This window comes from Enterococcus sp. OL5 (assembly GCF_006491895.1).
Lineage (GTDB): Bacteria > Bacillota > Bacilli > Lactobacillales > Enterococcaceae > Enterococcus_D > Enterococcus_D innesii.
In genome coordinates, this window is record NZ_VHIL01000009.1 from 56,049 (window position 1) to 79,322 (window position 23,274).

Genomic DNA, 23,274 nt, shown 5'->3' on the forward strand with positions numbered 1-23,274 from the left:
TAACGAAAAGCGACTAGATATGTGTATAATAGAGCTATGTGAATTGAGGAGGAACAAGTAATGAGAGAATGGAAAACCTTAAAAGAGTACGATGAAATTTTATTTGAACAACATGGAAAAGTGGCGAAAATCACGATCAACCGCCCAGAAGTCCACAATGCGTTTACACCAAAAACGGTGTTTGAAATGATTGATGCGTTTTCAATCAGTCGCGATGAACCAGGCATCGGCGTGATTATTTTGACAGGCGCCGGCGACAAAGCCTTTTGTTCAGGCGGAGACCAAAAAGTCCGTGGTCACGGTGGCTATGTTGGGGAAGATCAGGTTCCTCGCTTAAACGTATTGGATCTGCAACGCTTGATCCGCACGTTGCCAAAACCGGTGATCGCCATGGTCAAAGGCTGGTCGATCGGCGGCGGAAATGTTTTACAATTGGTTTGTGATTTAACGATCGCCGCTGACAATGCTAAATTTGGTCAAACAGGACCAAATGTCGGCAGTTTTGATGGTGGCTATGGTTCGGGCTATCTTGCACGGACGATCGGACATAAAAAAGCCAAGGAAGTTTGGTTCATGACAAAACAATATACTGCTGAAGAAGCATTGGCGATGAACTGGATCAATACAGTCGTTCCTCTTGATCAAGTAGAAGATGAAACGATGGAATGGGCAGAAACGATGCTGCAAAAGAGCCCGTTGGCGCTACGCATGATCAAAGCATCTATGAACGCCGATACGGACGGATTAGCTGGTATTCAGCAATTAGCCGGCGATGCGACCTTATTGTATTACACGATGGATGAAGCCAAAGAAGGTCGTGACGCGTTTAAAGAAAAACGTCAACCAAACTTCGACCAATTCCCTAAATTCCCATAATGACTGGGAGTTGGCTGCAAAGGCAAGCACAACTTCATCCAGAACGACCAGCTTTTTATTGGCATGAAAAAAGCTGGTCGTTTGCTGCCTTGCAAAAAGAGGTTTATGCTTACGCTGCTTATTATCAAGCCCAGTTCGTTGATCAGCCAAACCGGGTAGCCCTTTTTAGCAATAACTCCCCTGAAATGGTTTTTACGATCCTTGCGTTGTGGGAGTTGGGGATCGAAGTCCAGCTGTTGAATACGCGATTGACAGCCGCTGAAATCACCTTCCAATTGCAAGATGCCCACTGCGACTGGCTGATCACGGCAGATCAAGCTGCAGTCCCAGGTGTTCGCAGCATGACCTTTGGACAAGCGATGGAGCAGGCGAAGGCTCTTGCCAGTTCTTTTGATCCTTCGTTTGTTCCTAATAAAGCAATCTATCAAGCAGAACAGGTAGCTTCGATTATGTATACATCCGGTACGACTGGCAATCCAAAGGGTGTGCCGCAAACCTTTGGGAATCATCTAGCAAGTGCCGAAGCGACTCAAAAGAACTTAACGATCACTAGTGAGGATTGTTGGCTTTGTGCAGTTCCGCTGTACCATATCAGTGGATTATCAATTCTCTTGCGTTCACTGCGACTTGGAATGAGTGTTCGTTTGTATGAGCGCTTTGATGCTGTAGAAATGGCAAAAGATCTTGAAGCAGGAAAAGGGACGATCGTTTCTTTGGTGGCAAAAATGTTGATGGACTTGCTGCCATTGGTGCCCCAACATGGCTTTGATTCGTTGCGTTATGTACTGCTAGGCGGCGGGCCCATTGCCAAAAGTATATTGGAAAAATGCCAGCAAAAACAGCTTTCTGTGATCCAATCCTATGGGATGACAGAAACTTGTTCACAAGTGGTGGCATTGCCACCAGAAAAAGCTTCAGAAAAAATCGGCTCCTCAGGGGTTCCCCTGCAAAGTGTCCATTTACGAATTGCGGCTGATGCGAAAATGGCAGATCATCAGACTGCTGCAAGTACCCAGCCGATCGGAGAGATCCAACTGCAAGGACCTGCGATCACGACTCGTTACTTGAACGATCGCAGTCCACAGCAGTGGGACCAAGAGGGCTGGTTTGCCACAGGAGATCTAGGTTATCTTGATCAAGAGGGCTTTTTGTATGTAGTCAGTCGTGCAAGCGAACTGATCATATCTGGTGGAGAAAATATCTATCCCGCAGAAGTGGAGCAAGCCTTGTTGCAGCATCCAGCGGTCAAAGAGGCAGCTGTGGTGGGGGAACCAGACGAGGAGTGGGGACAATCTGTCGCGGCTTATTTAACGTTAAATGAGTCCGTCCGACTTCAAGCGTTGTTGGATACATTAGAAGGGCAGATCGCCCATTATAAATTTCCGCGCCGTTTTTATCACGTGCGAGAAATGCCGCGCACAGCAAGCGGCAAACTTTTAAAACGGCTATTGCTGAGTGAAGAAAGAGTGAACTACATTGAACAGCAAATCAACAAGTAATTATGAAGCAGCGATCGCTGCCGGGAAAACCTATTTGAGTGAGTATCAGCCTTTAGAAAGGTGTGACTTACTGGCTCTTTATGCAGCGGCACAAGAATATCAAGGGGAACGCTATTTCTGGCGTACTCCTGATGAAACGACTAGTATGGTAGGGTTGGGTTGGTTAGTCACTTTTTCGCAACCCAAACTTGCAGACTTTTCAGAAGTCCGCTCTCTCTTAAAGCAAGCCCATTATCAACCAGAGGCACCTTTTCAGGCGCAGCTGGTTGGGGGCTTTGCTTTTGATGAACAGGCAGAAGTCAGTCAGGATTGGGCTGAGCTAGGTGCCGGTCTCTTTGCGTTGCCAGAAATACTGGTCCGCAAAACTGGCGATCAGTGTGGCGTCGTTTATACAGTAGCCGCTTCTTCCGAGGAACAACGACAACAAAAAGTCGCTGCCTTACAGGAAAAAGTCGCAAGCTGGTTGAATGCCAACCCGGACAAGAGTCTTGTAGCAGAAACGCCTGCTTTTCAGGCACAAGAGGAACTAGAGGTGCCCCAATGGCTGCAAACGGTCGAAGAGACAGTGGCAGCCATTCGCTCGAATGAAACACCGTTGAAAAAAGTGGTTCTGGCCAGGAGAATGAAGATAGAAACGAAGCAGTCGATCATTAGTGCTGGGGTGTTGCAACGGTTGGCGCAACAGCAGCCGAATACCTATCTTTTTGCCATCGAACATGGGGGCCATGTTTTTGCTGGTGCGACGCCAGAACGCTTGCTAAAAGCGACTGTCGATCAATTTGAAACGGTAAGTATCGCAGGTTCCGCACCAAGAGGCCAAACAAAAGAAGAAGATGAGGCACTGGCACAAGCCCTCTTAGCGGACGCAAAAAATACCCATGAACATCAAGTAGTTGTCGATCGCTTAGAAACGGCATTGGCTACTTTGTTAGCTGACGGTTTTCAATCAGAAGCCCGCTCCGTCATCAAGAATCGTGACATTCAGCATTTGTTTGTTCCTTTAGCAGGGCAAAGAAAAGCAGGAGTCAATTTTCTGAGCGCCGTGCAAAAACTACACCCGACCCCAGCATTGGGGGGAGAACCGAAAGAAGCAGCCGTCTCATGGATTCGTACCCATGAACCAGCCAGCAGAGGGATGTACGGTGGACCGATCGGTTGGTTGGGTATTCAAGAAGATGTTGGCGAGTTTGCTGTGGCGATTCGCTCAGGATTCTTTAGCGGCAATCAAGCAACGCTGTATGCAGGCTGTGGGATCGTTGCCGATTCAGATGCGGAATCCGAACGTCAAGAAACACGGTTAAAATTTCAACCGATGAGGAGAGGGATCTTAGGAGATGAATAATCAGACAGTCATGACAGACTATTTATTAGCGGCAATCCAGGGACTAAAAGCAGCGGGTGCGAAGCGAGCGGTTATTAGTCCCGGTTCACGATCAACGCCATTGGCGCTACTATTGCATCGTGATCCTGAGATCACCTGTACGGTGGCTGTCGATGAACGTTCGGCTGCTTTTTTTGCTTTAGGGATGTCCAAAGTTGATCTCCAGCCAACAATCTTACTGTGTACTTCTGGAACTGCAGCAGCCAATTATTATCCAGCAATATGTGAAGCAGAGGCCACCAACTTGCCATTGATCGTCTTAACGGCTGATCGCCCGCCAGAACTGCGGGGCGTTGGGGCGCCACAAGCAATGGATCAACAGAATTTGTATGCCTCTCATGTCAAAAAGATGGTAGAGATGACGGTGCCAGAAAACGATCCAGCTTTGTTGCGTTATAGTTTTTGGCAAGCTGCAACTTGCACGATCGAAGCGCAAAAGCAGCCGAGAGGCCCTGTCCAAATCAACTTTCCATTACGGGAGCCGCTGTTGCCTGACTTTAGTCGCCAATGCAGTATACAGCAAGACGTGAGCTATCTGGCACCACAACAAGAGCTGTCAGCAGAGATGATCACCCAGCTAGCCCCTTACTTTGGTAAAAAAGGTATCCTGATTGCTGGAGAAAGCCTTACGATCGAAGAAGCGCAGCAGTTGCTGGCTTTTTCAGAGAAATTAGGCTGGCCGATTGTCGGCGATCCATTGACCAATTTGGCGACAGCCGGTACCAAAGTAGGAACATTTATCAGTCAAGCCGATCTTGTTTTCCCGCAATTGACTTCTGCCTTCCAACCAGAAGTGGTCGTGCGTTTTGGTCGCTTACCAGTCACTAAAAATGTCCTATCATGGTTGAACAAAGCAGCGGATACGACGACGTGGCTCTTTGTTGATCCATCGGGACAGTGGCAAGACCAGTTGCATCGGGCAAACTATTTGATCGAAGCAGCGATCAGCACTTTCGTGGCGGCCATCACCCAGTTGCCGATCGTCAAAAATATGGCGTGGCAACAACAATGGCAAGCACTTCAAGCACGGGCAGATCAGGTGATTGCTGCATGTCCGCAGTTGCAACAATGGGATGAGAGCAGCGCTGTGCGCATGCTCCAACAATGTTTGCCCGAAGATGCGCAGATCCTTTTGGCAAACAGCAATGCGATCCGTTTCTTTGATCGCTACGGCAGCAAAACTACCTCCACTTATCGAGTGTATGGAAATCGGGGCGTCAATGGGATCGACGGCCTTGTCTCGACCGTAGCTGGGATTGCTTCCGCCAGTCAAAGGCCTACCTACTTGTTGATTGGTGATTTAGCGTTATACCATGATATGAACGGCCTACAACTACTGCGTCAGTATCAATTGCCAGTAACGATCATTTTACTGAATAATAACGGTGGTGGGATCTTTTCCTTTTTGTCACAAAACACCTTAGAACCAAACGACTTTGTCCCACTCTTTGGCACGCCGTTAGACCTTGATTTTCAAAAAGTGGCGGCCTTATATGAGGCAGATTGGCACACACCGACCTCTTTGCTAGAGTTTCAAACGATTTTAACGGAAACAAGCCAACGGCCGTGCTTTCAAATAATCGAAGTGAAAGGTGAGCAAAAAGATCCGGTCAATACATGGCAAGCACTGCAACAGCAGTTTAGCGAGGCGGGAGCACAGCAATGAGGGACACGATAAATGGCGTCAGTTATTTTTATCAGTGGTTGCAACCGTACCGACCAGCCTTACCAACCCTTGTGGCATTGCATGGATTCACGGGTTCTTCGGAAAGTTTTCGACCGGTTTTTGTAGAGGAAGGTTCTTACAATGTATTGGCAGTCGACTTGATTGGACATGGACGGTCATCGATTTATGTCCATCCCATGCGTTATGAACTTCCTTTACTGGTAGAGGATCTTGCACAGCTTTTAGCGAAGCTAGGGATTGAACGTTATGGCCTTTATGGCTACTCGATGGGGGCACGAATCGCACTTTTTTGGGCGGTCATGGAACCAGCTGCAGTGACCCATCTATTGCTTGAGAGTGGTTCCCCCGGGTTAGCTGATCCAGCGGAACGACTCGCTCGTCAGCGACACGATCGTCGGTTAGCGTTGCGCTTACTAAGGGAACCTCTGGTCGATTTTGTCGATTACTGGCAAGAACTGCCGTTGTTTGCTAGTCAAAAGGAGCTACCCTTAGTGCAGCAAGCTGCTGTACGGCAAGGTCGCTTGCAGCAAAATAAATTTGGCTTGGCAGTAAGCTTGGTTTACGGTGGTACTGGCAAACAGCCAAGCTGTTGGTCGGCACTTCCGCAGCTAGCTTGTGAAATTCTTTGTTTAGCGGGGGAAAAAGATTTAAAGTTTCGTAAAATCGCCCACCAAATGAAGCAGCTGCAACCAGAGATGACCATCAAAGTCGTTGCTAATGCTGGACATTGTATCCATTTAGAACAGCCGACACAGGTTCGTCATGAAATCGATCAATGGTTTGTAAAAGGATCGGGGCCACAGTCAGCTGATTGACAAGGAGAGAACGCAATGAAGATTGAGAAAATTGAACGCATCGCCTGTCGCTTGCCCCTCAAACAACCCTTTGTGACAAGTTACGGACAATTAACAGAAAAAGCCTTTGATCTTTATTTGGTGACTGCAGAGGATGGAACGGTTGGCATTGGTGAATTGGTCGCTTTTGAGCAGCCAGATTACATTGAAGAAACCCTCTTTTCTGCTCGACAAGTGATTGAAACAGCACTGATCCCATTATTGATTGACCAAGAGATCGAGCATCCGCAAGAAGTTTGGCAATTGTTTCAAACGGTCCAAGGAAACTACATGGCAAAATCGGCTTTGGAAACAGCAATTTGGGATCTATATGGCAAGCAAACGCATCAAAGTGTGAAAGAGCTGTATACCGCGACCCGACCGAGTGTCGCGGTTGGCGTTAGTATCGGCATACAAGACTCTGTCGAAAAACTAATGGCTCTTGTTGCCGCTTATGTCGCCCAAGGGTATCAACGAATCAAGTTAAAAATCAAGCCGGGGCAAGATGTGGCACCCTTGCGAGCGATTCGACAAGCCTTTCCAGAATTGCTTTTGATGGCAGATGCGAACGGGGCCTATCAAAGTGAGCCTGAACGCATTTTGGCACTTGATGACTTAGGCTTGGTGATGATCGAGCAACCCCTTAAGGTACGAGATCTGGTGGGGCACAGTCAGCTACAGCGACAGATGAAGACGCCTCTATGTTTGGATGAAGATATTCGAACGGCAGAAGACGTCGATACAGTCGCAGCACTGGACAGCTGCCGTGCGATCAACCTGAAAATCCCTCGTGTTGGTGGGATCACCGAAGCCTTGCGGATCCTTGATCGATGTCAAACCCATGGACTACTTGTTTGGTTAGGCGGCATGTTTGAGTCTGGTGTGGGACGAGCCATGAATTTGCAATTTGCGAGTCAAGATATTTTCCATTTTCCCGGGGACCTTTCCGCTTCTGACCGTTACTTTTATGATGATGTCATTACACAGCCTGCAACTTTGCATGAAGGAAAGCTGCTGGTACCTGATGGAAAGGGCTTTGGTATCACATTAGCTGAAACAAAGCTAAGTCAATATGGGCAATCTAAAGAACGTATCTACTCAAGAAAACGGTCAGCGAAAGAATAACCGCAGCGAAAGAAAACACAGCGAAAGCAAAAGAAACGGCGAGCAGAGAAATCTGCTGGCCGTTTCTTTTGTTTTAGTCTGCGTTTTTGAATTCTTTTTCAATTTGTAGTCGTTGAACTTTCATGGTTGCTGTTCGTGGGATATCTTCGTAGTCGCGTAAAATTGGTTGATTGAGGTGAGGGAGATCTTCCACCATTTTCCACCAAGCATCCCAATCCATTTCACGATTTGGCGCTAAAGCAATGATTGGTTGTGGTGAGTTTTCTTTGTCGCGAACAATCACAACTTCGGCAAGGAAGTCTAAATGATCCAGCAAAAGGTCTTCCAAGGCAAGATTGCTTTCAATATTTTTGATCAAGTCCACTTGTCGGTCTTTTAAGTAAAGATGGCCCTGATCATCCATCATGCCGTAGTCACCACTGTCCCACCAAGCGCCATAGACATTGTCAGCAAAACGCTGATCTTCTTTATAATAGGTCAACGCGCGTCCTTTTGAGAGGAAATGGATGTGCCCATCGGTATTGGCTGGTAGCTCGTTGCCCTCTGCATCGGCGATCCGTGCTCTCGTTAAGTCCTCGAGACCCACACCCATATCACGGGCATCGTTGGTAGCGATGCTTTCTAAGGTATGTGCTTTTAGGATCATTGGCCCGCATTCACTTTGACCATAGACTTGCAAAAAGATTGCTTCTTTTGTTGCTGAAGTATTTAAAAAAGTGGCCATTGTTTGGTTGTTGATGGCATCAAAAGTTGAATGGTAATAGCGAATATTGGCGAAAGCATCTGGTTGTTCTTTTGCCACAAAGCTCCATTGGACAAAATTGTTTGGATGAGTTTCCAAAGCGATTGGTGGGTATTCTTTTAGCATGCTTACGACATGAGCGCCGTTGGCATTGGCTAATGGCATCATCGGAAAGCCCATCGCCATCAAGGATGAGATGCCAATATTGAAGCGGGAGTGCACCGGTGAGATATGGAACGCAATTAAATCAGAGTCTGCTTTGGTGCGATCAATCTTGGTGAAGATCGTTTTTTGCCATTTTGTCCGCCAGCCCATGGAGTTTGCCGAATGACAAATCAATTTTGGAATACCCGTTGTTCCAGAAGTGTGGGTCATATAAGAAATTTGATCCACCGGTAACTCAGTTTGGGCCACTGGTTCCGCTGGTTGTTGCAGCAGATGACGAACAGCAATCTGTTTGTCAGTACTGCTATTTTTCACTTGTGCGACGCGGCCTTCGGTTTCTTCATCAAATAAGATGAATGGATCTTCTAAGCGATCCACAAACACTTCGATGGTTTCAGCAGGAAAATGATAGGAGATCATGGCAGGAACGGCACCAAGGTAAGAAGCAGCCGTTGCTAATAAATAGGTATCGAATTTTGAAGATTTGTAAAGAATGATTTTATCGCCGGCTTGCACGCCTAGTGCAGCAAGTTGGTAAGCACGTTTTAAAATCATTTCATGGCTCGAACGGTAAGTACTACGATAGCCAAGTTCAGGAAATGCTGGCAGCACTTCATCGTGGATGATGGTTGTGTCAGGAAATGCCTCGGCAGCTTCGCGGTAATTGGTGTAAAGATTTAATGGACGATAGTCTAAAATGGTCAAATAGAACACTCCTTTAAAAGTTCGTGAAAAACTTCATTTGATTTCTCCATTTTAGCACAGGAATTTCTCGATACAATAGATTTTCAGTGTTTTTTATTTATTTCTAAAAAATCCTTCCCTCAAAGACTTTCGAAGAATGAATGACTGTGATGTGTTATCATTCATTCCTCGTACTAAGCGGAAAAAGCGCATAATCAACGGGTGTATTTTACTATAAAATCTTCGATTGGGAGCCGGAAATCCAGATAGCGTGCTTCTAATTCTGCACGACTCCAATTCCACCAAGCGATTTCTTGTAAAGCAGTGATCGTTTCTGGATCAAAGCGGTATTTGATCACTTTTGCTGGAACCCCGCCGACGATCGCATAAGGCGGCACATCTTTGGTTACGACTGCGTTTGAGGCGATCACGGCACCATCACCGACGGTCAAACCAGATTGGATCACGGCACCGTGGCCGATCCAGACATCATTGCCAATGACGGTCGTTTTTGCTTTGCGTTTTTCTAAGAAGGACTCGTCCTTTGGCGAAAATCCATAGCCTTCGCCATTATAGGCAAAAAGATGCTGACTAGGGCGTTCATAGGGATGATTGGTGGGGCCGATGCGGACCATCGCTGCGATACTGATAAAACGTCCTAATTGACTGTTCTGAATAAAGCAATATTGCCCCGTATAGGTATAATTGCCGATGGAAGAATGATCAATGTGATTGGCTTCGCCAATTTCGACATAGTCTCCTAAAGTTGTGTCTTGAAGCTGCGAGTCTTTGCCGACGATCGGCTGTTTATCTGGAAAATTTGTGATCGATAGGTGCATAGTAATCATCCTCTCTTGCGTATTGCTATCATTTTACCGCACTTTTTTGTACTATTTGACTAATACGCACTAAAGACAAAAGGAGGTCTGCGTTATGGAGACGATTTATCAGTTAGATAAGATGACCGAAACGATAGGTAAGCGAGCAATCAAAAAAGGATACACGTTAAAAAATCAAGCGGCCCCAGAGGCGCTGTTTGTACGCAGTTCAACGGTTCCTAACGAATTGATCACACCCAAATTAGCGGTGATCGCTCGCTCAGGAACAGGCACCAATACGATCGATTTGGCACGGTGTACTCAAAATGGCACAGTAGTCTTCAATAGTCCCGGTGTCAATGCCAATGCAGTCAAAGAATTGGTGCTCTCCAATTTGTTTCTCAGCGTTCGCCCCTTATTCAAAGCCATCCAGACGGTAGCCGATTTGCAAGAAGAGCTAACGTCAGGTCAAATTGAAGCAGAAGATGTGTTGAAGGTAGCTGAAGAACGGCGAAAAGAAGTGATCGGCGAAGAATTAGCTGGAAAAACCATCGGTATTTTAGGCTTAGGAGAGATCGGTGAACGGGTGGCAAAAGCCTGTCACCAGTTAGGAATGGAAGTCCTCGGCTATGCCCGTACGAAAAAAGCGGCCCACGATTACGAACAAGTCAGTGACTTGCACGTACTGTTGGCCGAATCAGATTTTGTGGTGGTGTTGCTTCCTTTGAGTCAAGAGACCCACGGCTTGCTGAATCGACGAACGATTCAGCAGATGAAAAAAAATGCAGTGCTGATGAATTTTGGTCGTGGGGAGATCGTGGAAGAAACAGCCGTCTTAGAAGCATTAGCCAAAAATCAGCTCAAACAATACATCACTGATTTTCCTAGTGCGGGCTTGATCGGCCAACCGAAAGTATTGTGCTATCCGCATATTGGCGGTAGTACTACCAATGCCTTGGAAAAAGGGGATCACGTAGTTTTTGATCGCATGCATGCCTATTTGCGCGCTGGGACGATTCAAGAATCGGTCAACTTTCCTCATGCAGAGTTGCCTTTTTTGGCACCGTATCGCTTGGCGCTGTTTTATCACGACAAGCCTGGTGCTTTTGCCCCATTATTGCGGATCATTTCTGAAGCAGGTGTAGATATCGATAATTTGACAAGTGAAAGAAAAGCCGGAGTCGCCTATACCTTGATCGATCTTGATGAGACAAATGAAACGCTGCTGCAAGATCTGCAAAAACAGATGCAGCAGGCAGGGGCAATCATTCGTGTACGTTTGATCAAAAATCCGCGAATCAGTGAATAGTTGCCACCAACAATGTTTCTTGTTATGATGAAAAAAAAGTAAAGGAAGTTCATCATGACGAATAAGTTTCAAGATAAAAAGAAGGTCGCTTTGCCTCGTTATCAGCAGATTGCCGTGGCGATCGCGGAACGAATCGTTGAAAATCGCTACCAAGTTGGGCAAAAGATCCATGCACGCTCAACGTTAGCCAGCAATTTCAATGTCTCTCCTGAAACAGCCCGTAAAGCGATCAATGTATTAGTTGATTTAGAAATCATGGATGTCCGTCATGGCAGCGGCGCCTATATTGCTTCAAAGGAAAAAGCACAGGCCTTTGTGGAACAATACCAAGATGTGCAGTCGATCCAAGAAATCAGACAAGACATTTTAGACAGTGTGGAGCGGCAGCAGCAAGAGCTGGATAATTTTTCTGACTTGTTGAACACGTTAGTGCAGCAGACCAAAAAGGTACACCACATGAGTCCGTTTGTGCCCTTTGAACTTCAGTTGACGGAACAAGCGCAGCATTTGGAAAAAAGTATCAATGAATTGAATATTTGGCAAGCCACAGGGGCGACGATCATCGCAATCCAAACAACCGAAGAATTGTTGTTGTCACCAGGACCTTATGCGAAATTTAGTGCAGGCAATACGATTTATTTTGTCGGAAATGAACTGGCGTTGCAGCGCATGACCAATTTCTTCTATCCAACGGACCATTCAGCGTAATTCTTTTTCCTGATTCCCATGCTTTTTTTGCAAAAGAAAAAGCATTGGGAAATTTTTTTTGACAAAGTGACCACATCTTGTTAAGATAGTATGGTCACTTTCGTGAAATTTTTCAGAAAAAGGAGTATTAATCATTTGAGTAAAGTTAAAGTGGAACACTTAACCAAAATCTTCGGTAAGAAAAAGCAGCAAGCTCTTGCCATGGTCAAAGAACAACGTAGCAAAAACGAGATTTTAGAAAAAACGGGTGCCACCGTCGGGGTCTATGATGTGAACTTCGAAGTCAACGAAGGCGAGATTTTCGTCATCATGGGCCTTTCTGGAAGCGGGAAGTCAACATTGATTCGCCTCTTGAATCGATTGATCGAGCCGTCTGGCGGAGATATTTACATAGATGGCGTGGATGTTGCTAAAATGAGTAAAGAAGAACTGCGAGAAGTTCGCCGTCACAAAATCAACATGGTTTTCCAAAGCTTTGGCCTTTTCCCTCATCGGACGATTTTAGAGAACACAGAATACGGACTAGAAGTCCGTGGGGTCTCGAAAGAAGAACGAACAGCGAAAGCGGAAAAAGCGTTAGAAAACTCAGGGTTGCTTTCATTTAAAGACCAATATCCTGACCAGCTGTCTGGAGGGATGCAACAGCGTGTGGGACTTGCCCGTGCGTTAGCCAATGATCCAGAGATCCTCTTGATGGACGAAGCCTTTTCAGCACTCGATCCGCTGATTCGCCGTGAAATGCAAGATGAACTTTTAGAACTACAAGCCAATGTTCAAAAAACGATCATCTTTATCACCCATGATTTGAACGAGGCCTTGCGGATCGGTGACCGGATCGCTTTAATGAAAGATGGTCAGATCATGCAGATCGGTACAGGAGAAGATATTTTGACGAATCCTGCCAACCAATACGTGCGTGATTTCGTGGAAGATGTCGATCGTTCCAAAGTCTTGACTGCGCAAAACATCATGGTTCCAGCATTGACGACGAACATCGAGATCGATGGACCAAGCGTAGCATTGAACCGGATGCGGAAAGAAGAAGTCAGCATGTTGTTAGCCGTTGACAAACGTCGTCACCTAAAAGGAAGTTTGACAGCCGAGTCTGCTCGTGAGGCACGGAAAAACAATCTGACCTTGAAGGAAGTTATTGATAAAAATGTTAAAAAGATTGATAAAGATATGCTGGTAACGGATATCTTCAATTTGATCTATGATTCGCCTACACCTTTAGCTGTGGTAGAAAATGATCGTTTGATCGGAGTCGTGATCCGCGGAAGCGTGATTGAAGCGTTGGCTGAGACCGATTCAGCCGCTCAAGCAGAGGAAGGGGTAGTGACAAATGGATAATTTCTTACAACATACGATTCCGGTAGCTGATTGGGTCGAAAACTTTACTGATTGGCTAACAGGAACTTTCAGTGGATTGTTTTCAGCCTTACAGTCTTTCGGACAATTTATCATGGACGCTATTACAAATGTATTATTGTTTGTACCACCGTTGTTAATGATCGTCTTATTGACGGCTGCTGCCTTTTTCGTTTCACGCAAAAAATTCGGCTTGCCAGCCTTTACTTTTGTTGGGTTGCTGTTCATCTATAATCAAGGGTTATGGACAGACTTGATGAACACCGTGACGTTGGTCTTGTTGTCAAGTTTGGTTTCGATCATCATTGGGATTCCACTAGGGATCTTAATGGCGAAAAGCGAAAAAGCGCAAAGCATCGTGACGCCAATCTTAGACTTTATGCAAACGATGCCTGGTTTCGTTTATTTGATTCCTGCGGTTGCTTTCTTTGGGATCGGCATGGTTCCTGGGGTCTTCGCCTCAGTGATCTTTGCTCTACCACCAACCGTTCGGATGACGAACTTAGGGATTCGCCAAATTTCTCGTGAATTGGTAGAAGCCTCTGATTCCTTCGGTGGGACTGGCTGGCAAAAACTGATCAAATTAGAATTGCCACTAGCCAAAAGTACTATTTTGGCTGGGGTCAACCAAACGACGATGCTGGCATTATCAATGGTCGTGATCGCGTCAATGATCGGTGCTCCTGGGTTAGGGCGCGGCGTCTTATCCGCCTTACAACGAGCACAAGTCGGTAACGGATTTGTCAGTGGGGTATCCTTAGTTATTTTGGCGATCATTATGGATCGCTTTACCCAGAATTTGAACCGTTCGGCACATCAAAAAGCAGCGAGCAAGACGAGTCGCAAACAAAAACGTCTTTTTGGCGGGATTGCTGCAGCGGCAGTCGTTGCTTTGATTGGCGCATCGTTTGCTTTTGGAAATGTTTCTGACAGCAAAGGCACGGTGAACTTGGCGTATGTCGAATGGGATACGGAAGTTGCATCTACCCATGTGGTGGCAGAAGTCTTGTCGCAAATGGGCTACGAAGTCAATACGACGCCATTGGATAATGCCATCATGTGGGAATCTGTGGCAAAAGGGGAAGTTGACGGGATGGTTGCTGCTTGGCTGCCATCTACGCATCAATCCCAGTATGAACAGTACCAAGACCAAGTCGAGAACTTGGGTCCTAACTTAGAAGGGGCAAAACTGGGGATCGTTGTACCAAGCTATATGGATGTAGATTCCATCGCAGACCTTTCTGACGAAGCTGGCAAAACCATCACTGGTATCGAACCAGGCGCTGGTGTCGTAAATGCAGCGGAAAATACGGTTGCGACGTATGACAACCTTTCAGATTGGAATGTCGCTACCTCTTCTTCAGGAGCGATGACAGTGGCATTGGGCCAAGCCATCAAGAACCAAGATGAGATCGTTATTACTGGTTGGTCTCCACATTGGATGTTTGCGAAATATGATCTGAAATATCTGGATGATCCAGAAGGAACAATGGGTGAAGCAGAAAGCATCAATACTGTTGTACGCCAAGGATTAGCAGATGACATGCCAGAAGTTTACGAAGTACTTGATCGTTTCAACTGGACACAGGAAGATATGGAAGAAGTCATGTTAGCAATCAATGACGGAACATCAGCCGAAGATGCAGCCAAAGATTGGGTAGCCAATCACCCTGAAGAAGTTGCTGCTTGGACGAACTAACTTCTTTCAAATAAGTGTATTAAATCTTCAATCGATTTTAATGTTGAGTTAGCACACATCCACTTTCGGATGTGTGCTTTTTTTGATCGTTTATTTGCTGCACAAACTTCAGGTATAAAGAAAATGAAAGAATAATGGCCGACGATTTTTGACAAGAGATAGCAAAAAATGGCAAGTCAATGGAATCGCTCGTGTAAGAAAATAGGAAAGCAAGTGTTTCAAAATCTTATAAAAGTTCGTTCATCAACTTATACAAATTCACGGGGACTTCTATAAAATGAGAGAGAAGGAAGTCGAGTGCATAGAGAAGGAATTAGGAGGGATTGAATGACAGCTTATTTATTTTGTCATTTCACTGGCGAGCAAAAAAATGGTGAACAAGTATACTTTAGTGTGAGCAAGGATGGATTGACTTTTACAGATTTAAATCAAGGCCATCCCGTTTTGAAAAGTGATCTTGGGGAAAAAGGAGTCAGAGATCCTTTTCTGGTTAAGGGGAAGGACACGTATTATCTCATTGCGACAGATTTGCGTATTGAAAAGGGACTTGGCTGGGCACATGCTCAAACCAATGGTAGCCGCCAGATGGTTATCTGGTCATCAACGGATCTTGTGTATTGGACAAACCCATGGACCGCAACGATTGCTCCAGAAGGTGCAGGGAATTTGTGGGCGCCAGAGGCAATTTATGACGCAGAAAAAGAGACATTTTTTGTCTATTTTGCTGCAAAGGTTAATGGAAAACATAAGATTTATTCTGTTTCTACTATGGATTTTCAGACATTTACTGAGCCTGTGCTATTTATTGAAAAAACGATGGATGTGATCGATACAACGATTGTTTTTAGTCAGGGGTATTATTATCGTTTTACAAAAAACGAAGAAAATAGTCGCATTTTTTTAGATCGCAGTCAACAGCTGACAGGAGACTATCAGGAAGTAACTTCTGAATACCTCGCTCAATTAGAAGGGGTTGAAGGACCGCAAGTGTACCAATTACCTGATGGCAAATGGGCGCTGATCGTAGATCACTTTAAAAAAGGCACAGGATATGGGATCGCAGTAAGTGATGATCTCACAACAGGCGTTTTCGAACCTGTTTCTGCCTTCGACTTCGGTCAATCTATCAAGCGCCATGGTGGGGTGATCACGATCACAGATGAGGAGTATCAACGACTACTGACCTATTATCAACAAAAAAACCCGGTTTTAGAGGGACTTTATGCTGACCCTGATTTGGTTTCATTTAATGGGAAATTTTACTTATATCCAACATCAGATGGTTTTACGGATTGGTCTGGGACAAGCTTTTCGGTATTTGAATCAGAAGATCTCACTCAGTGGACAAATAAAGGAACGATCCTTGATCTAGCATCCGCTCAGGTGAAGTGGACGATCGGTGGTGCGTGGGCACCCTGTATAGCAGAAAAAGAAGGAATGTTTTATTTTTACTTTACTGGAAAAATGGCGGATGGACGCTCAGGAATCGGTGTCGCTTATGCGGATCATCCAACAGGTCCCTTTATTGCAGATGAGAAACCGCTATTGAGTCCTGATCTTATCGATGACTATGGGTTAAACATGAGTCAAGTCATTGATCCATCTGTTTACGTAGAAGCTGGAAAGTATTATCTATTGTTTGGCAATTCTGCGGGAGGGACTGCTGCCATCGTAGCGTTGGGAGATGACATGCGGACTGTCAAACTTGATACGCTAACAGAATATCAAGGGCTGGAAGATTTTCGAGAAGCCATTACTGTTTTGAAAAAAGATGATTTGTATCATTTTACCTGGTTGGGAGAAGATACCCGCAGTGAAGACTATCATGTGAATTATGGTACCTCATCTTCATTGTATGGACCGATTCAGTATCATTATCCTATCTTACAAAAAAATGTTGAGAAAGGCATTTTAGGAACTGGTCATCACAGCATTTTGGAACATTCTGATCGATATTATATTGCTTATCACAGCTTTGCTGTTCCACTTAGTAAGTATCCAGAAGAAGCCCGCGGATTTCATCGACAGGTTCGCATTTCCCCATTAGATTTTGACAAAGCAGGCTATATGAAGCAAGTAGTCGTATAAGAAAAAGGGTGCAGCGATGCATCCTTTTTTGTCTGCAAATTCAGTTAGTTTCTTTTACGAACATTAGAAGGAGCAAGATCATAATGCTTTTTAAATAGTTTACTAAAATAAAAAGGATCATGATAGCCTACTTTTTCTGCGATTTCTTTGACGGTCAAATTGGTATGAAGCAACAGCTCATAGGCATGTTTGAGACGAATCTCGATCAAATATTTAATCGGACTACGACCAGTGATTTTCCGAAAAACTTTTGAAAGTTGGGCAGGACTAATATAAAGCATGTCTGCTAGCATTTCCAAAGTGATGTCTTCTTGATGATGATTCTCCAAATAATAAATCGTATGGTTTACTAGCGTTTGTTTTTGTTTATCTTTTTCAGAAATTACTGACAGGCTATTGTTTGGATCGGAGGGCGTCAAACTTCTTAAAATCAAAGCTAGCATTTCGAGAATGATTCCTTTACCCATCAAATCGTGATGAATATTATGGCTGTTAAACTCATGGGTCAGCTGCCATGCTTTTTTGAAGAACGCTTCTTGATAAATCCCCAAATTGAGCAGGGGATCTTCATTAGGGAAGGTATTAAAAGGAAGTCCTTCGATCAGAATATTAGAAAGGCCGATATGAAGTTCATGGGATTCCATCCCTGCTGGATGGATTTCGGTATGGGGAAGGCCAGGGTTAAAAAGGAGCGTGTCACCAGTATATAGCCTTGTGCGGGTTTCATTGAATTCGTAATCAACGGTTCCTTCTAATACGATGCTGATCTCAATGAAATCATGATGGTGGTAGCCCCGAAGATTTTTCTTTTTATTCCAAAAGTCAACGACATAAATAATTTCAGGATTAAATATATTCGAATGGATGTGGTACATAGTTCCCTCCTATTACCTACGAAAAGGTAGGCGCTTTTTTTTCTTCATATCATATAATACATGAAAATGAATCGGATAGACTATGTTCTTCATTAAATATTTTAGTAAAATTAAGTGAAAGAAAGCGATTTCTTTATGTGAGTGTTGGTAAAAGGGAGGTTAGGGGTTAAATGGAAAAACGTTTTTTGAATGAATGGCGATTCTCAAAACAAGAAGAAAAAGAAGCATGGAAAAAAGATTTTGATGATTCTATTTGGGAAAAGGTAACGATTCCTCATGATTGGGGTGTCTCTTATCCCTTTGAAAAACATTTTTCAAGCGGAACAGGGTATCTATCCGGAGGAATAGGTTGGTATCGAACCAAACAGCCGCTGCAAGAGTTGGGTGACCTTACGAATAAAGTCGTAAAAATTCATTTTGAAGGTGTTTATAAAAATGCACGGGTTTGGATCAATGGCTATCATATGGGGATTAGACCTTCAGGATATGCTTCATTTTATTATGATTTGACAGAGATTTTAACTTACAATTCGGATGATAGCTTGCTTATTAGTGTCCGTGTCGAGCACACAGATTTGGCAGATTCAAGATGGTATAACGGAAATGGACTCACACGTCCTGTTTCTCTTGAAATTCATGATTCTATTTATATCGACGAATACGGAACGAGTTTTTCAACGCCAAGTGTTACAGAGGGGCAAGCGGAGATCATGATCGAACATCGGCTAGTAAATACTTTAAAACAAGACCGTGTTGTTAGGATCGAACAAGTGCTGGAAAGTTTACAAACGGAAAAAGTGATGAACATAAGTGAGGAAATCCAACTTAACGCAGGGGAACGCCGCACGGTCACATTGAAAGCAAAAATTGAAAAGCCAGAGCTATGGTCACCTGAAGCGCCGAATCTTTATCAGCTACGAACAAAGGTGAGTTTTCAAGATGCGTCCTTAAATAGAATTGAGAGCGTATACAACGAGTATATCGGGATCAGATCCTTTCATTTTGACGCCAATGAGGGCTTTTCTTTAAATGGGCAACAGCTGAAAATCAAAGGTGTTTGCTTGCACGAAGATGCGGGCTCTTTCGGTACATCTGTTCCGAGCGAGGTATGGGTACGGCGTTTAATAAAGTTAAAAGAGATGGGGGCAAATGCTATACGAATGGCACACAATCCTCATTCGTTTGCTTTGTATCGTTTGTGCGACACCATGGGATTTTTAGTCTTTGATGAAGCATTTGATGAATGGGAAAATCCTAAAAATAAATGGTGGCAAGGTCATAATGTGTATCCACCCAAGTTAGAAGGAGCAGCAGAACATTTTCCAACTTGGTATGAAAAAGATTTGGAAAATATGATTTTACGCAATCGAAACCATCCATCGATCATTGCTTGGAGCATTGGCAATGAGATTGATTATCCCAATGATCCATATGCTAGTCCATTGTTTGCTGAAATGACAGGGAATAATGACAATAGCAAACCAGAAGCTGAGCGCATCTATAATCCACATCGCCCTGATATGAGAAGGTTACGCACGATAGCCGAAAAGCTGGTCCATTTGAGCAAAACACTCGATCCGACTCGACCAGTTACCTTGGCAGCAGCTTTTCCAGAATTATCTACGAAAATTGGCTTGATCGATCACTTGGATGTCGTTGGCTATAACTACAAAGAACATCTATACGAAGAAGATCATCGCAAATTCCCAGATAAACCTTTTATTGGGAGTGAGAACAGTCACGGGTTTAAAGAATGGCAAACGGCAAACACTCTTCCGTATATCGCTGGACAATTTTTATGGACGGGCATTGATTATTTAGGGGAAGCCCATGGATGGCCTATTCACGGATCTGGGGCAGGCTTATTGACATTGGCTGGTATTGAAAAGCCTAGTTATTACAAGAGAAAGAGCTGGTGGAGTCAAGAACCGACTGTTTATTTGACAACGATTCCTTACGAGAAAAACAAACGAAGAGCAGAATGGGAACCCACCTATCGAAAATGGTCTTACCCAGCTGAGCAAGAAATTGAAGTAAGGTGTTATACAAATGCAAAAGAGATTCGATTGAAGGTTGGCAACTTGGAAGTACCCGATGTTCGTTATGATGATACCTTTGGTTATTATGTTGCACGGATCAACTATCAGCCAAAAACCTTGTCGGTGGAAGCGGTATTTGAAGAAACGATTCTGTATGACGAAATAAGACCCGAAGCAGCGCCAACTGCTTTGGTAGCTATGAACTATGAAATTCCTCAAAGATGGCGGGAGAAATTGGCTGCAACCGATTTAACACTAAATAAGAACCTTCATCAAATCGAATGCCAAGTCTTAGATTATGCCGAAAATCCGATAGCAGCAGAAGTAATGGTCTATTTAGAAGTCGAAAATGGGACATTACTAGGTTTAGAGAATGGTGATCTAGCAGATACTACCGCTTATACAGAGTCATTCCGTAGAACGATGCAAGGAAAGTTGCTTTGCTTTGTAGCAGGAGAGCGCAAGAAAGAGACAGTTGTGACGCTGCGCTCACCCGGACTACCAGATACACGATTGATTCTAGAGAATAGAGAGGGAAGTACATGATAAAAAAGCGGACACTCCTTATTCCTTTGGTCTTATTGAGTATACTGACAGCGTGTGGAACGGTCGAGGAAAATACACAGAAAGAAAAAGAGCCAGAGACAGATGAAGTCATTGATACGGCGATGATCACCTTAAATACGGCAGAAACCTACCAGACAATTGAAAGCTTTGGCGCAAGTGGTGCTTGGTGGAGTCAAGATGTTGGTGGCTGGATCGAAGAAGAAACAGCAGAACTTTCGAAGCGAGAATATATCGCAGAATTATTATTTGATCCGCTTGAAGGGATTGGCTTGACGTCTTATCGCTACAACTTAGGCGCCGGAAGTACGTTACAAAATAGTCCTCGCATTGAAGATCCCTGGCGACGAGCAGAAAACTTTGAAGAAGGACCCGAAGTCTATGATTGGTCGAAGGATGAAAATGCACGATGGATGCTGAAAACAGCGGGTAATTATGGAATTGATGATATCTATTTATTCGTCAATAGCCCATTGACGAGGCTAACGAAAAATGGCTCTGCGTATGGTGATCAGCTGGAAGAAAAACGCAGTAACCTAGCCCCTGAGAATTATCAGGCATTTGCCAATTACGTCTATGATGTGACGGAACACTTCTTAAAAGAAGACATTCCCGTCACGCATGTATCGCCAATCAATGAACCGCAATGGGATTGGACTGGTGGTCAGGAGGGCACCTACTACGATCCAGCTGAAGTAGTCGCACTCTTAGAGGTATTTATTGAAGAAAAACAAAAAAGACCAGAGTTGAAACAAATAGCGCTATCGATGCCCGAATTAGGAGAATGGGCAAACACCAGCAAGGAATATTTCGAAGCAATTATCGAAAGTGATACATTGATGAATTACTTTGACACGTGGGAAGTCCATTCATATTGGACAACTTACGTCGAGAAAATGAATTTTAAAGAGTGGTTAGACGAACAGGAAATCGATGTTACCTTAAAAATGTCTGAGTGGACAGAAATGATCAATGGTCGCGACTACACTATGGATTCTGCCCTAAATTTAGCCAACGAGATACACGATGATTTAACGATCCTTGATGTGGTTGCTTGGCAATATTGGATCGCAGTCAGTAGTTACGATTATCGAGATGGTCTGATCTATGTCAACTTAGGTTCAAAAGAAATTATTCCGACAAAAAGACTTTGGGGAATGGGGAATTTCAGCAAGTTTATTCGACCAGGGTACACGAGAGTTTCCGCAATCAGCGACGACAAAGAGGTGAATGTCGTAAGCTTTTTGGGAAAAAATGAAGCAAACGAAGAAGAACTTATTACAGTGCTTATCAATAACAGTTTTCAGGAAAAAGAGATTGATCTTCAAGGAGTCGGATTTGGTGAAATCATCAGCTATACGACAGATAGTGAGTCTGATTTAGAAGAGCAGAGCATCACTTCTCAGGAACTGACAATCCCTCGGCAATCGATCGTTACCTTGAAGAGCGTTACAACGAATGAATAAGAAAAGGGGAAATGGCTATGAACTTTGGGAAAATTGCTAAAACATCTTTATTGGCGTCTTCAGTAGTCTTATTTGCTGCTTGTGGGCAAGAAAACAACAATAATGATTCGGATGGAGAAATCACGACGATCCAGTTTTATACGTGGGGAGGTGAAGGTGACCTTCCCATCTATGAGCCACGCATCAAAGCCTTTGAGGAAGCGAATCCTGACATAAAAGTAGACTTCGTTCAAGTGCCAAGTGATTATGACACCAAACTGCAAACAATGTATGCCGGAAATGAAGCACCTGACGTTGTCCAAGTGGCAGAAAATGGGCAAAACTTTGCTTCTAAGGGATTATTTATTGATCTTTCAGAATATATTGCGGAATCATCGATTGACGTAGAAAGCAATTGGGGGGATGCAATGACCCAATATACCTATGATGGCCAACCATTTGGTTTGCCGGATAGAGGGGGCCCGGAAATTCTTTACTACAATAAAGACTTATTTGATGAAGCAGGGATCGAATACCCGACAAATGATTGGACGATTGAAGAATACACAGCTGCTGCCGAAAAATTAACAAAAATAGAAAACGGCGAAACGGTTCAGTATGGTGCTAGTGGAATGGATTGGGTGCCAAACTGGGGAGTATTTATCAAGTCCAATGGTGGTTCCCTTGTGGAAAATAATGAGGTTGTGATCAATTCTCCCAAAAACTTAGAAGTTCTTACTTGGTTTAATAATCTATACCAAGACGGTTATGTTGGCACATATGAATTTTATGAATCTGTTGCGCAGTCTGGTGCGGATTCAATGTTCTCACAAGGTAGAATTGGTATGTTGACGACAGGATTTTGGAATATTGGCAACTTCACACAACTGGATGATTTAAATTTTGATATTGCACCGATGCCTTTCTTCAATGAAAAAGTTACATGGCCTTTCGGAAGTGCCTTAGCGATTTCTAAGCAATCGACCAAACAAGATGCCGCCTTTCGATTCATTGAATATATGACGAGCGAAGAAGCACAAAAAATTCTTGGTGAAAGTTTAGTGGATTCTCCTGCCAATATCAAAGTATTGAACTCTGAAGAATTTACCAATAGACAAGTAAATGGGAAAGATCTTCGCTTGGACGTCGTAGGAATCTCGACAGAACGTGTTGTGATCGATGGTATTTTCGAAGGTCCTTACTACGGAGAACTGACCGGTGAGTTCAGTAATCAAGTAAAAGAAATGCTCCTTGGCCGTTTAACACCAGAAGAAGCACTTGAGAAAATGCAAGAATCTGGCGAAAAAATCATGGAACAATATTAATTCAGAAAAAGGATAGCTTAGGGAAGGAAAATTTTCTTCCTTAA

General features: G+C 44.1%; 17 protein-coding genes. 14 read left to right on the forward strand and 3 right to left on the reverse strand.

The window, feature by feature from the left end; genetic code table 11:
- Positions 1-60: 60 nt before the first annotated feature.
- The 6 genes from menB to menC are packed head-to-tail and all read left to right on the forward strand — an operon-like array spanning position 61 to position 7,401.
- Positions 61-876 carry a 1,4-dihydroxy-2-naphthoyl-CoA synthase gene (gene menB, locus FJU10_RS11450; protein ID WP_077451834.1) on the forward strand — a complete coding sequence of 272 codons (816 nt, stop codon included), beginning with the start codon at positions 61-63 and terminating at the stop codon, positions 874-876.
- Positions 876-2,375: an o-succinylbenzoate--CoA ligase gene (gene menE / locus FJU10_RS11455; protein WP_077451832.1), complete on the forward strand. Its 1,500-nt coding sequence runs from the start codon at positions 876-878 to the stop codon at positions 2,373-2,375. The genes menB and menE overlap by 1 nt, the downstream gene beginning before the upstream one ends.
- The gene (locus FJU10_RS11460) at positions 2,353-3,717 is read left to right on the forward strand and encodes an isochorismate synthase (RefSeq protein ID WP_140965977.1); all 1,365 of its coding nucleotides are present in this window, start codon (positions 2,353-2,355) and stop codon (positions 3,715-3,717) included. Before menE ends, FJU10_RS11460 begins: the two co-directional genes overlap by 23 nt.
- Positions 3,710-5,422, forward strand: a complete 1,713-nt coding sequence (menD, locus tag FJU10_RS11465) for a 2-succinyl-5-enolpyruvyl-6-hydroxy-3-cyclohexene-1-carboxylic-acid synthase (protein ID WP_140965978.1) — start codon at positions 3,710-3,712, stop codon at positions 5,420-5,422. The genes FJU10_RS11460 and menD overlap by 8 nt, the downstream gene beginning before the upstream one ends.
- Positions 5,419-6,258, forward strand: coding sequence for a 2-succinyl-6-hydroxy-2,4-cyclohexadiene-1-carboxylate synthase (gene menH / locus FJU10_RS11470; protein ID WP_140965979.1), 840 nt, complete (start codon positions 5,419-5,421; stop codon positions 6,256-6,258). The genes menD and menH overlap by 4 nt, the downstream gene beginning before the upstream one ends.
- A gap of 15 nt (positions 6,259-6,273) precedes the next feature.
- A complete protein-coding gene (gene menC / locus FJU10_RS11475; RefSeq protein WP_140965980.1) occupies positions 6,274-7,401 on the forward strand; it encodes an o-succinylbenzoate synthase in 1,128 nt (375 codons plus the stop codon).
- Between the two features lie 73 nt (positions 7,402-7,474).
- Here the strand turns inward: menC and FJU10_RS11480 are convergent, their stop codons facing one another.
- Together FJU10_RS11480 and FJU10_RS11485 are read right to left on the reverse strand one after the other, a co-directional pair.
- Entirely contained in the window at positions 7,475-9,013 is a 1,539-nt protein-coding gene (locus FJU10_RS11480; RefSeq protein WP_140965981.1) for an AMP-binding protein, read from the reverse strand.
- Positions 9,014-9,207: 194 nt separating this feature from the next.
- Positions 9,208-9,831 carry a DapH/DapD/GlmU-related protein gene (locus FJU10_RS11485; RefSeq protein ID WP_140965982.1) on the reverse strand — a complete coding sequence of 208 codons (624 nt, stop codon included), beginning with the start codon at positions 9,829-9,831 and terminating at the stop codon, positions 9,208-9,210.
- Positions 9,832-9,925: 94 nt separating this feature from the next.
- Here FJU10_RS11485 and FJU10_RS11490 point away from each other — a divergent pair, with 94 nt between their 5' ends.
- From FJU10_RS11490 to FJU10_RS11510, 5 genes are all read left to right on the forward strand, one after another.
- Positions 9,926-11,119 carry an NAD(P)-dependent oxidoreductase gene (locus tag FJU10_RS11490; protein ID WP_140965983.1) on the forward strand — a complete coding sequence of 398 codons (1,194 nt, stop codon included), beginning with the start codon at positions 9,926-9,928 and terminating at the stop codon, positions 11,117-11,119.
- Between the two features lie 54 nt (positions 11,120-11,173).
- Positions 11,174-11,827 carry a GntR family transcriptional regulator gene (locus tag FJU10_RS11495; RefSeq protein WP_005234303.1) on the forward strand — a complete coding sequence of 218 codons (654 nt, stop codon included), beginning with the start codon at positions 11,174-11,176 and terminating at the stop codon, positions 11,825-11,827.
- Positions 11,828-11,962: 135 nt separating this feature from the next.
- Positions 11,963-13,177 carry a quaternary amine ABC transporter ATP-binding protein gene (locus FJU10_RS11500; RefSeq protein WP_005228609.1) on the forward strand — a complete coding sequence of 405 codons (1,215 nt, stop codon included), beginning with the start codon at positions 11,963-11,965 and terminating at the stop codon, positions 13,175-13,177.
- On the forward strand, positions 13,170-14,894 hold the full coding sequence (locus tag FJU10_RS11505; protein ID WP_005228611.1) for an ABC transporter permease/substrate binding protein: 1,725 nt from the start codon (positions 13,170-13,172) through the stop codon (positions 14,892-14,894). Before FJU10_RS11500 ends, FJU10_RS11505 begins: the two co-directional genes overlap by 8 nt.
- Before the next feature lie 327 nt (positions 14,895-15,221).
- Positions 15,222-16,982: a family 43 glycosylhydrolase gene (locus FJU10_RS11510; protein ID WP_140965984.1), complete on the forward strand. Its 1,761-nt coding sequence runs from the start codon at positions 15,222-15,224 to the stop codon at positions 16,980-16,982.
- A 44-nt stretch (positions 16,983-17,026) separates the two neighbouring features.
- Here the strand turns inward: FJU10_RS11510 and FJU10_RS11515 are convergent, their stop codons facing one another.
- Complete coding sequence (locus tag FJU10_RS11515; protein WP_016612664.1) at positions 17,027-17,857, reverse strand: helix-turn-helix transcriptional regulator; 831 nt, start codon at positions 17,855-17,857, stop codon at positions 17,027-17,029.
- Between the two features lie 170 nt (positions 17,858-18,027).
- Between FJU10_RS11515 and FJU10_RS11520 the strand changes: the two genes are divergently transcribed.
- From FJU10_RS11520 to FJU10_RS11530, 3 genes are read left to right on the forward strand one after another with little or no spacing between them, the layout of a single operon-like run.
- Complete coding sequence (locus tag FJU10_RS11520; protein ID WP_140965985.1) at positions 18,028-20,442, forward strand: glycoside hydrolase family 2 TIM barrel-domain containing protein; 2,415 nt, start codon at positions 18,028-18,030, stop codon at positions 20,440-20,442.
- Positions 20,439-21,926 carry a glycoside hydrolase family 30 protein gene (locus tag FJU10_RS11525; protein WP_140965986.1) on the forward strand — a complete coding sequence of 496 codons (1,488 nt, stop codon included), beginning with the start codon at positions 20,439-20,441 and terminating at the stop codon, positions 21,924-21,926. The genes FJU10_RS11520 and FJU10_RS11525 overlap by 4 nt, the downstream gene beginning before the upstream one ends.
- Positions 21,927-21,943: 17 nt before the next feature.
- Positions 21,944-23,230, forward strand: coding sequence for an ABC transporter substrate-binding protein (locus FJU10_RS11530; protein ID WP_223273041.1), 1,287 nt, complete (start codon positions 21,944-21,946; stop codon positions 23,228-23,230).
- The last annotated feature ends 44 nt before the right edge of the window (positions 23,231-23,274 follow it).

Excerpts from the sequence above, each read along its gene's own strand:
- menB (WP_077451834.1), top strand. The coding sequence starts at position 61 with ATGAGAGAATGGAAAACCTTAAAAGAGTACGATGAAATTTTATTTGAA.
- menE (WP_077451832.1), top strand. The coding sequence starts at position 876 with ATGACTGGGAGTTGGCTGCAAAGGCAAGCACAACTTCATCCAGAACGA.
- menD (WP_140965978.1), top strand. The coding sequence starts at position 3,710 with ATGAATAATCAGACAGTCATGACAGACTATTTATTAGCGGCAATCCAG.
- menH (WP_140965979.1), top strand. The coding sequence starts at position 5,419 with ATGAGGGACACGATAAATGGCGTCAGTTATTTTTATCAGTGGTTGCAA.
- menC (WP_140965980.1), top strand. The coding sequence starts at position 6,274 with ATGAAGATTGAGAAAATTGAACGCATCGCCTGTCGCTTGCCCCTCAAA.
- FJU10_RS11485 (WP_140965982.1), bottom strand. The coding sequence starts at position 9,831 with ATGCACCTATCGATCACAAATTTTCCAGATAAACAGCCGATCGTCGGC.
- FJU10_RS11490 (WP_140965983.1), top strand. The coding sequence starts at position 9,926 with ATGGAGACGATTTATCAGTTAGATAAGATGACCGAAACGATAGGTAAG.
- FJU10_RS11495 (WP_005234303.1), top strand. The coding sequence starts at position 11,174 with ATGACGAATAAGTTTCAAGATAAAAAGAAGGTCGCTTTGCCTCGTTAT.
- FJU10_RS11505 (WP_005228611.1), top strand. The coding sequence starts at position 13,170 with ATGGATAATTTCTTACAACATACGATTCCGGTAGCTGATTGGGTCGAA.
- FJU10_RS11510 (WP_140965984.1), top strand. The coding sequence starts at position 15,222 with ATGACAGCTTATTTATTTTGTCATTTCACTGGCGAGCAAAAAAATGGT.
- FJU10_RS11515 (WP_016612664.1), bottom strand. The coding sequence starts at position 17,857 with ATGTACCACATCCATTCGAATATATTTAATCCTGAAATTATTTATGTC.
- FJU10_RS11520 (WP_140965985.1), top strand. The coding sequence starts at position 18,028 with ATGGAAAAACGTTTTTTGAATGAATGGCGATTCTCAAAACAAGAAGAA.
- FJU10_RS11525 (WP_140965986.1), top strand. The coding sequence starts at position 20,439 with ATGATAAAAAAGCGGACACTCCTTATTCCTTTGGTCTTATTGAGTATA.
- FJU10_RS11530 (WP_223273041.1), top strand. The coding sequence starts at position 21,944 with ATGAACTTTGGGAAAATTGCTAAAACATCTTTATTGGCGTCTTCAGTA.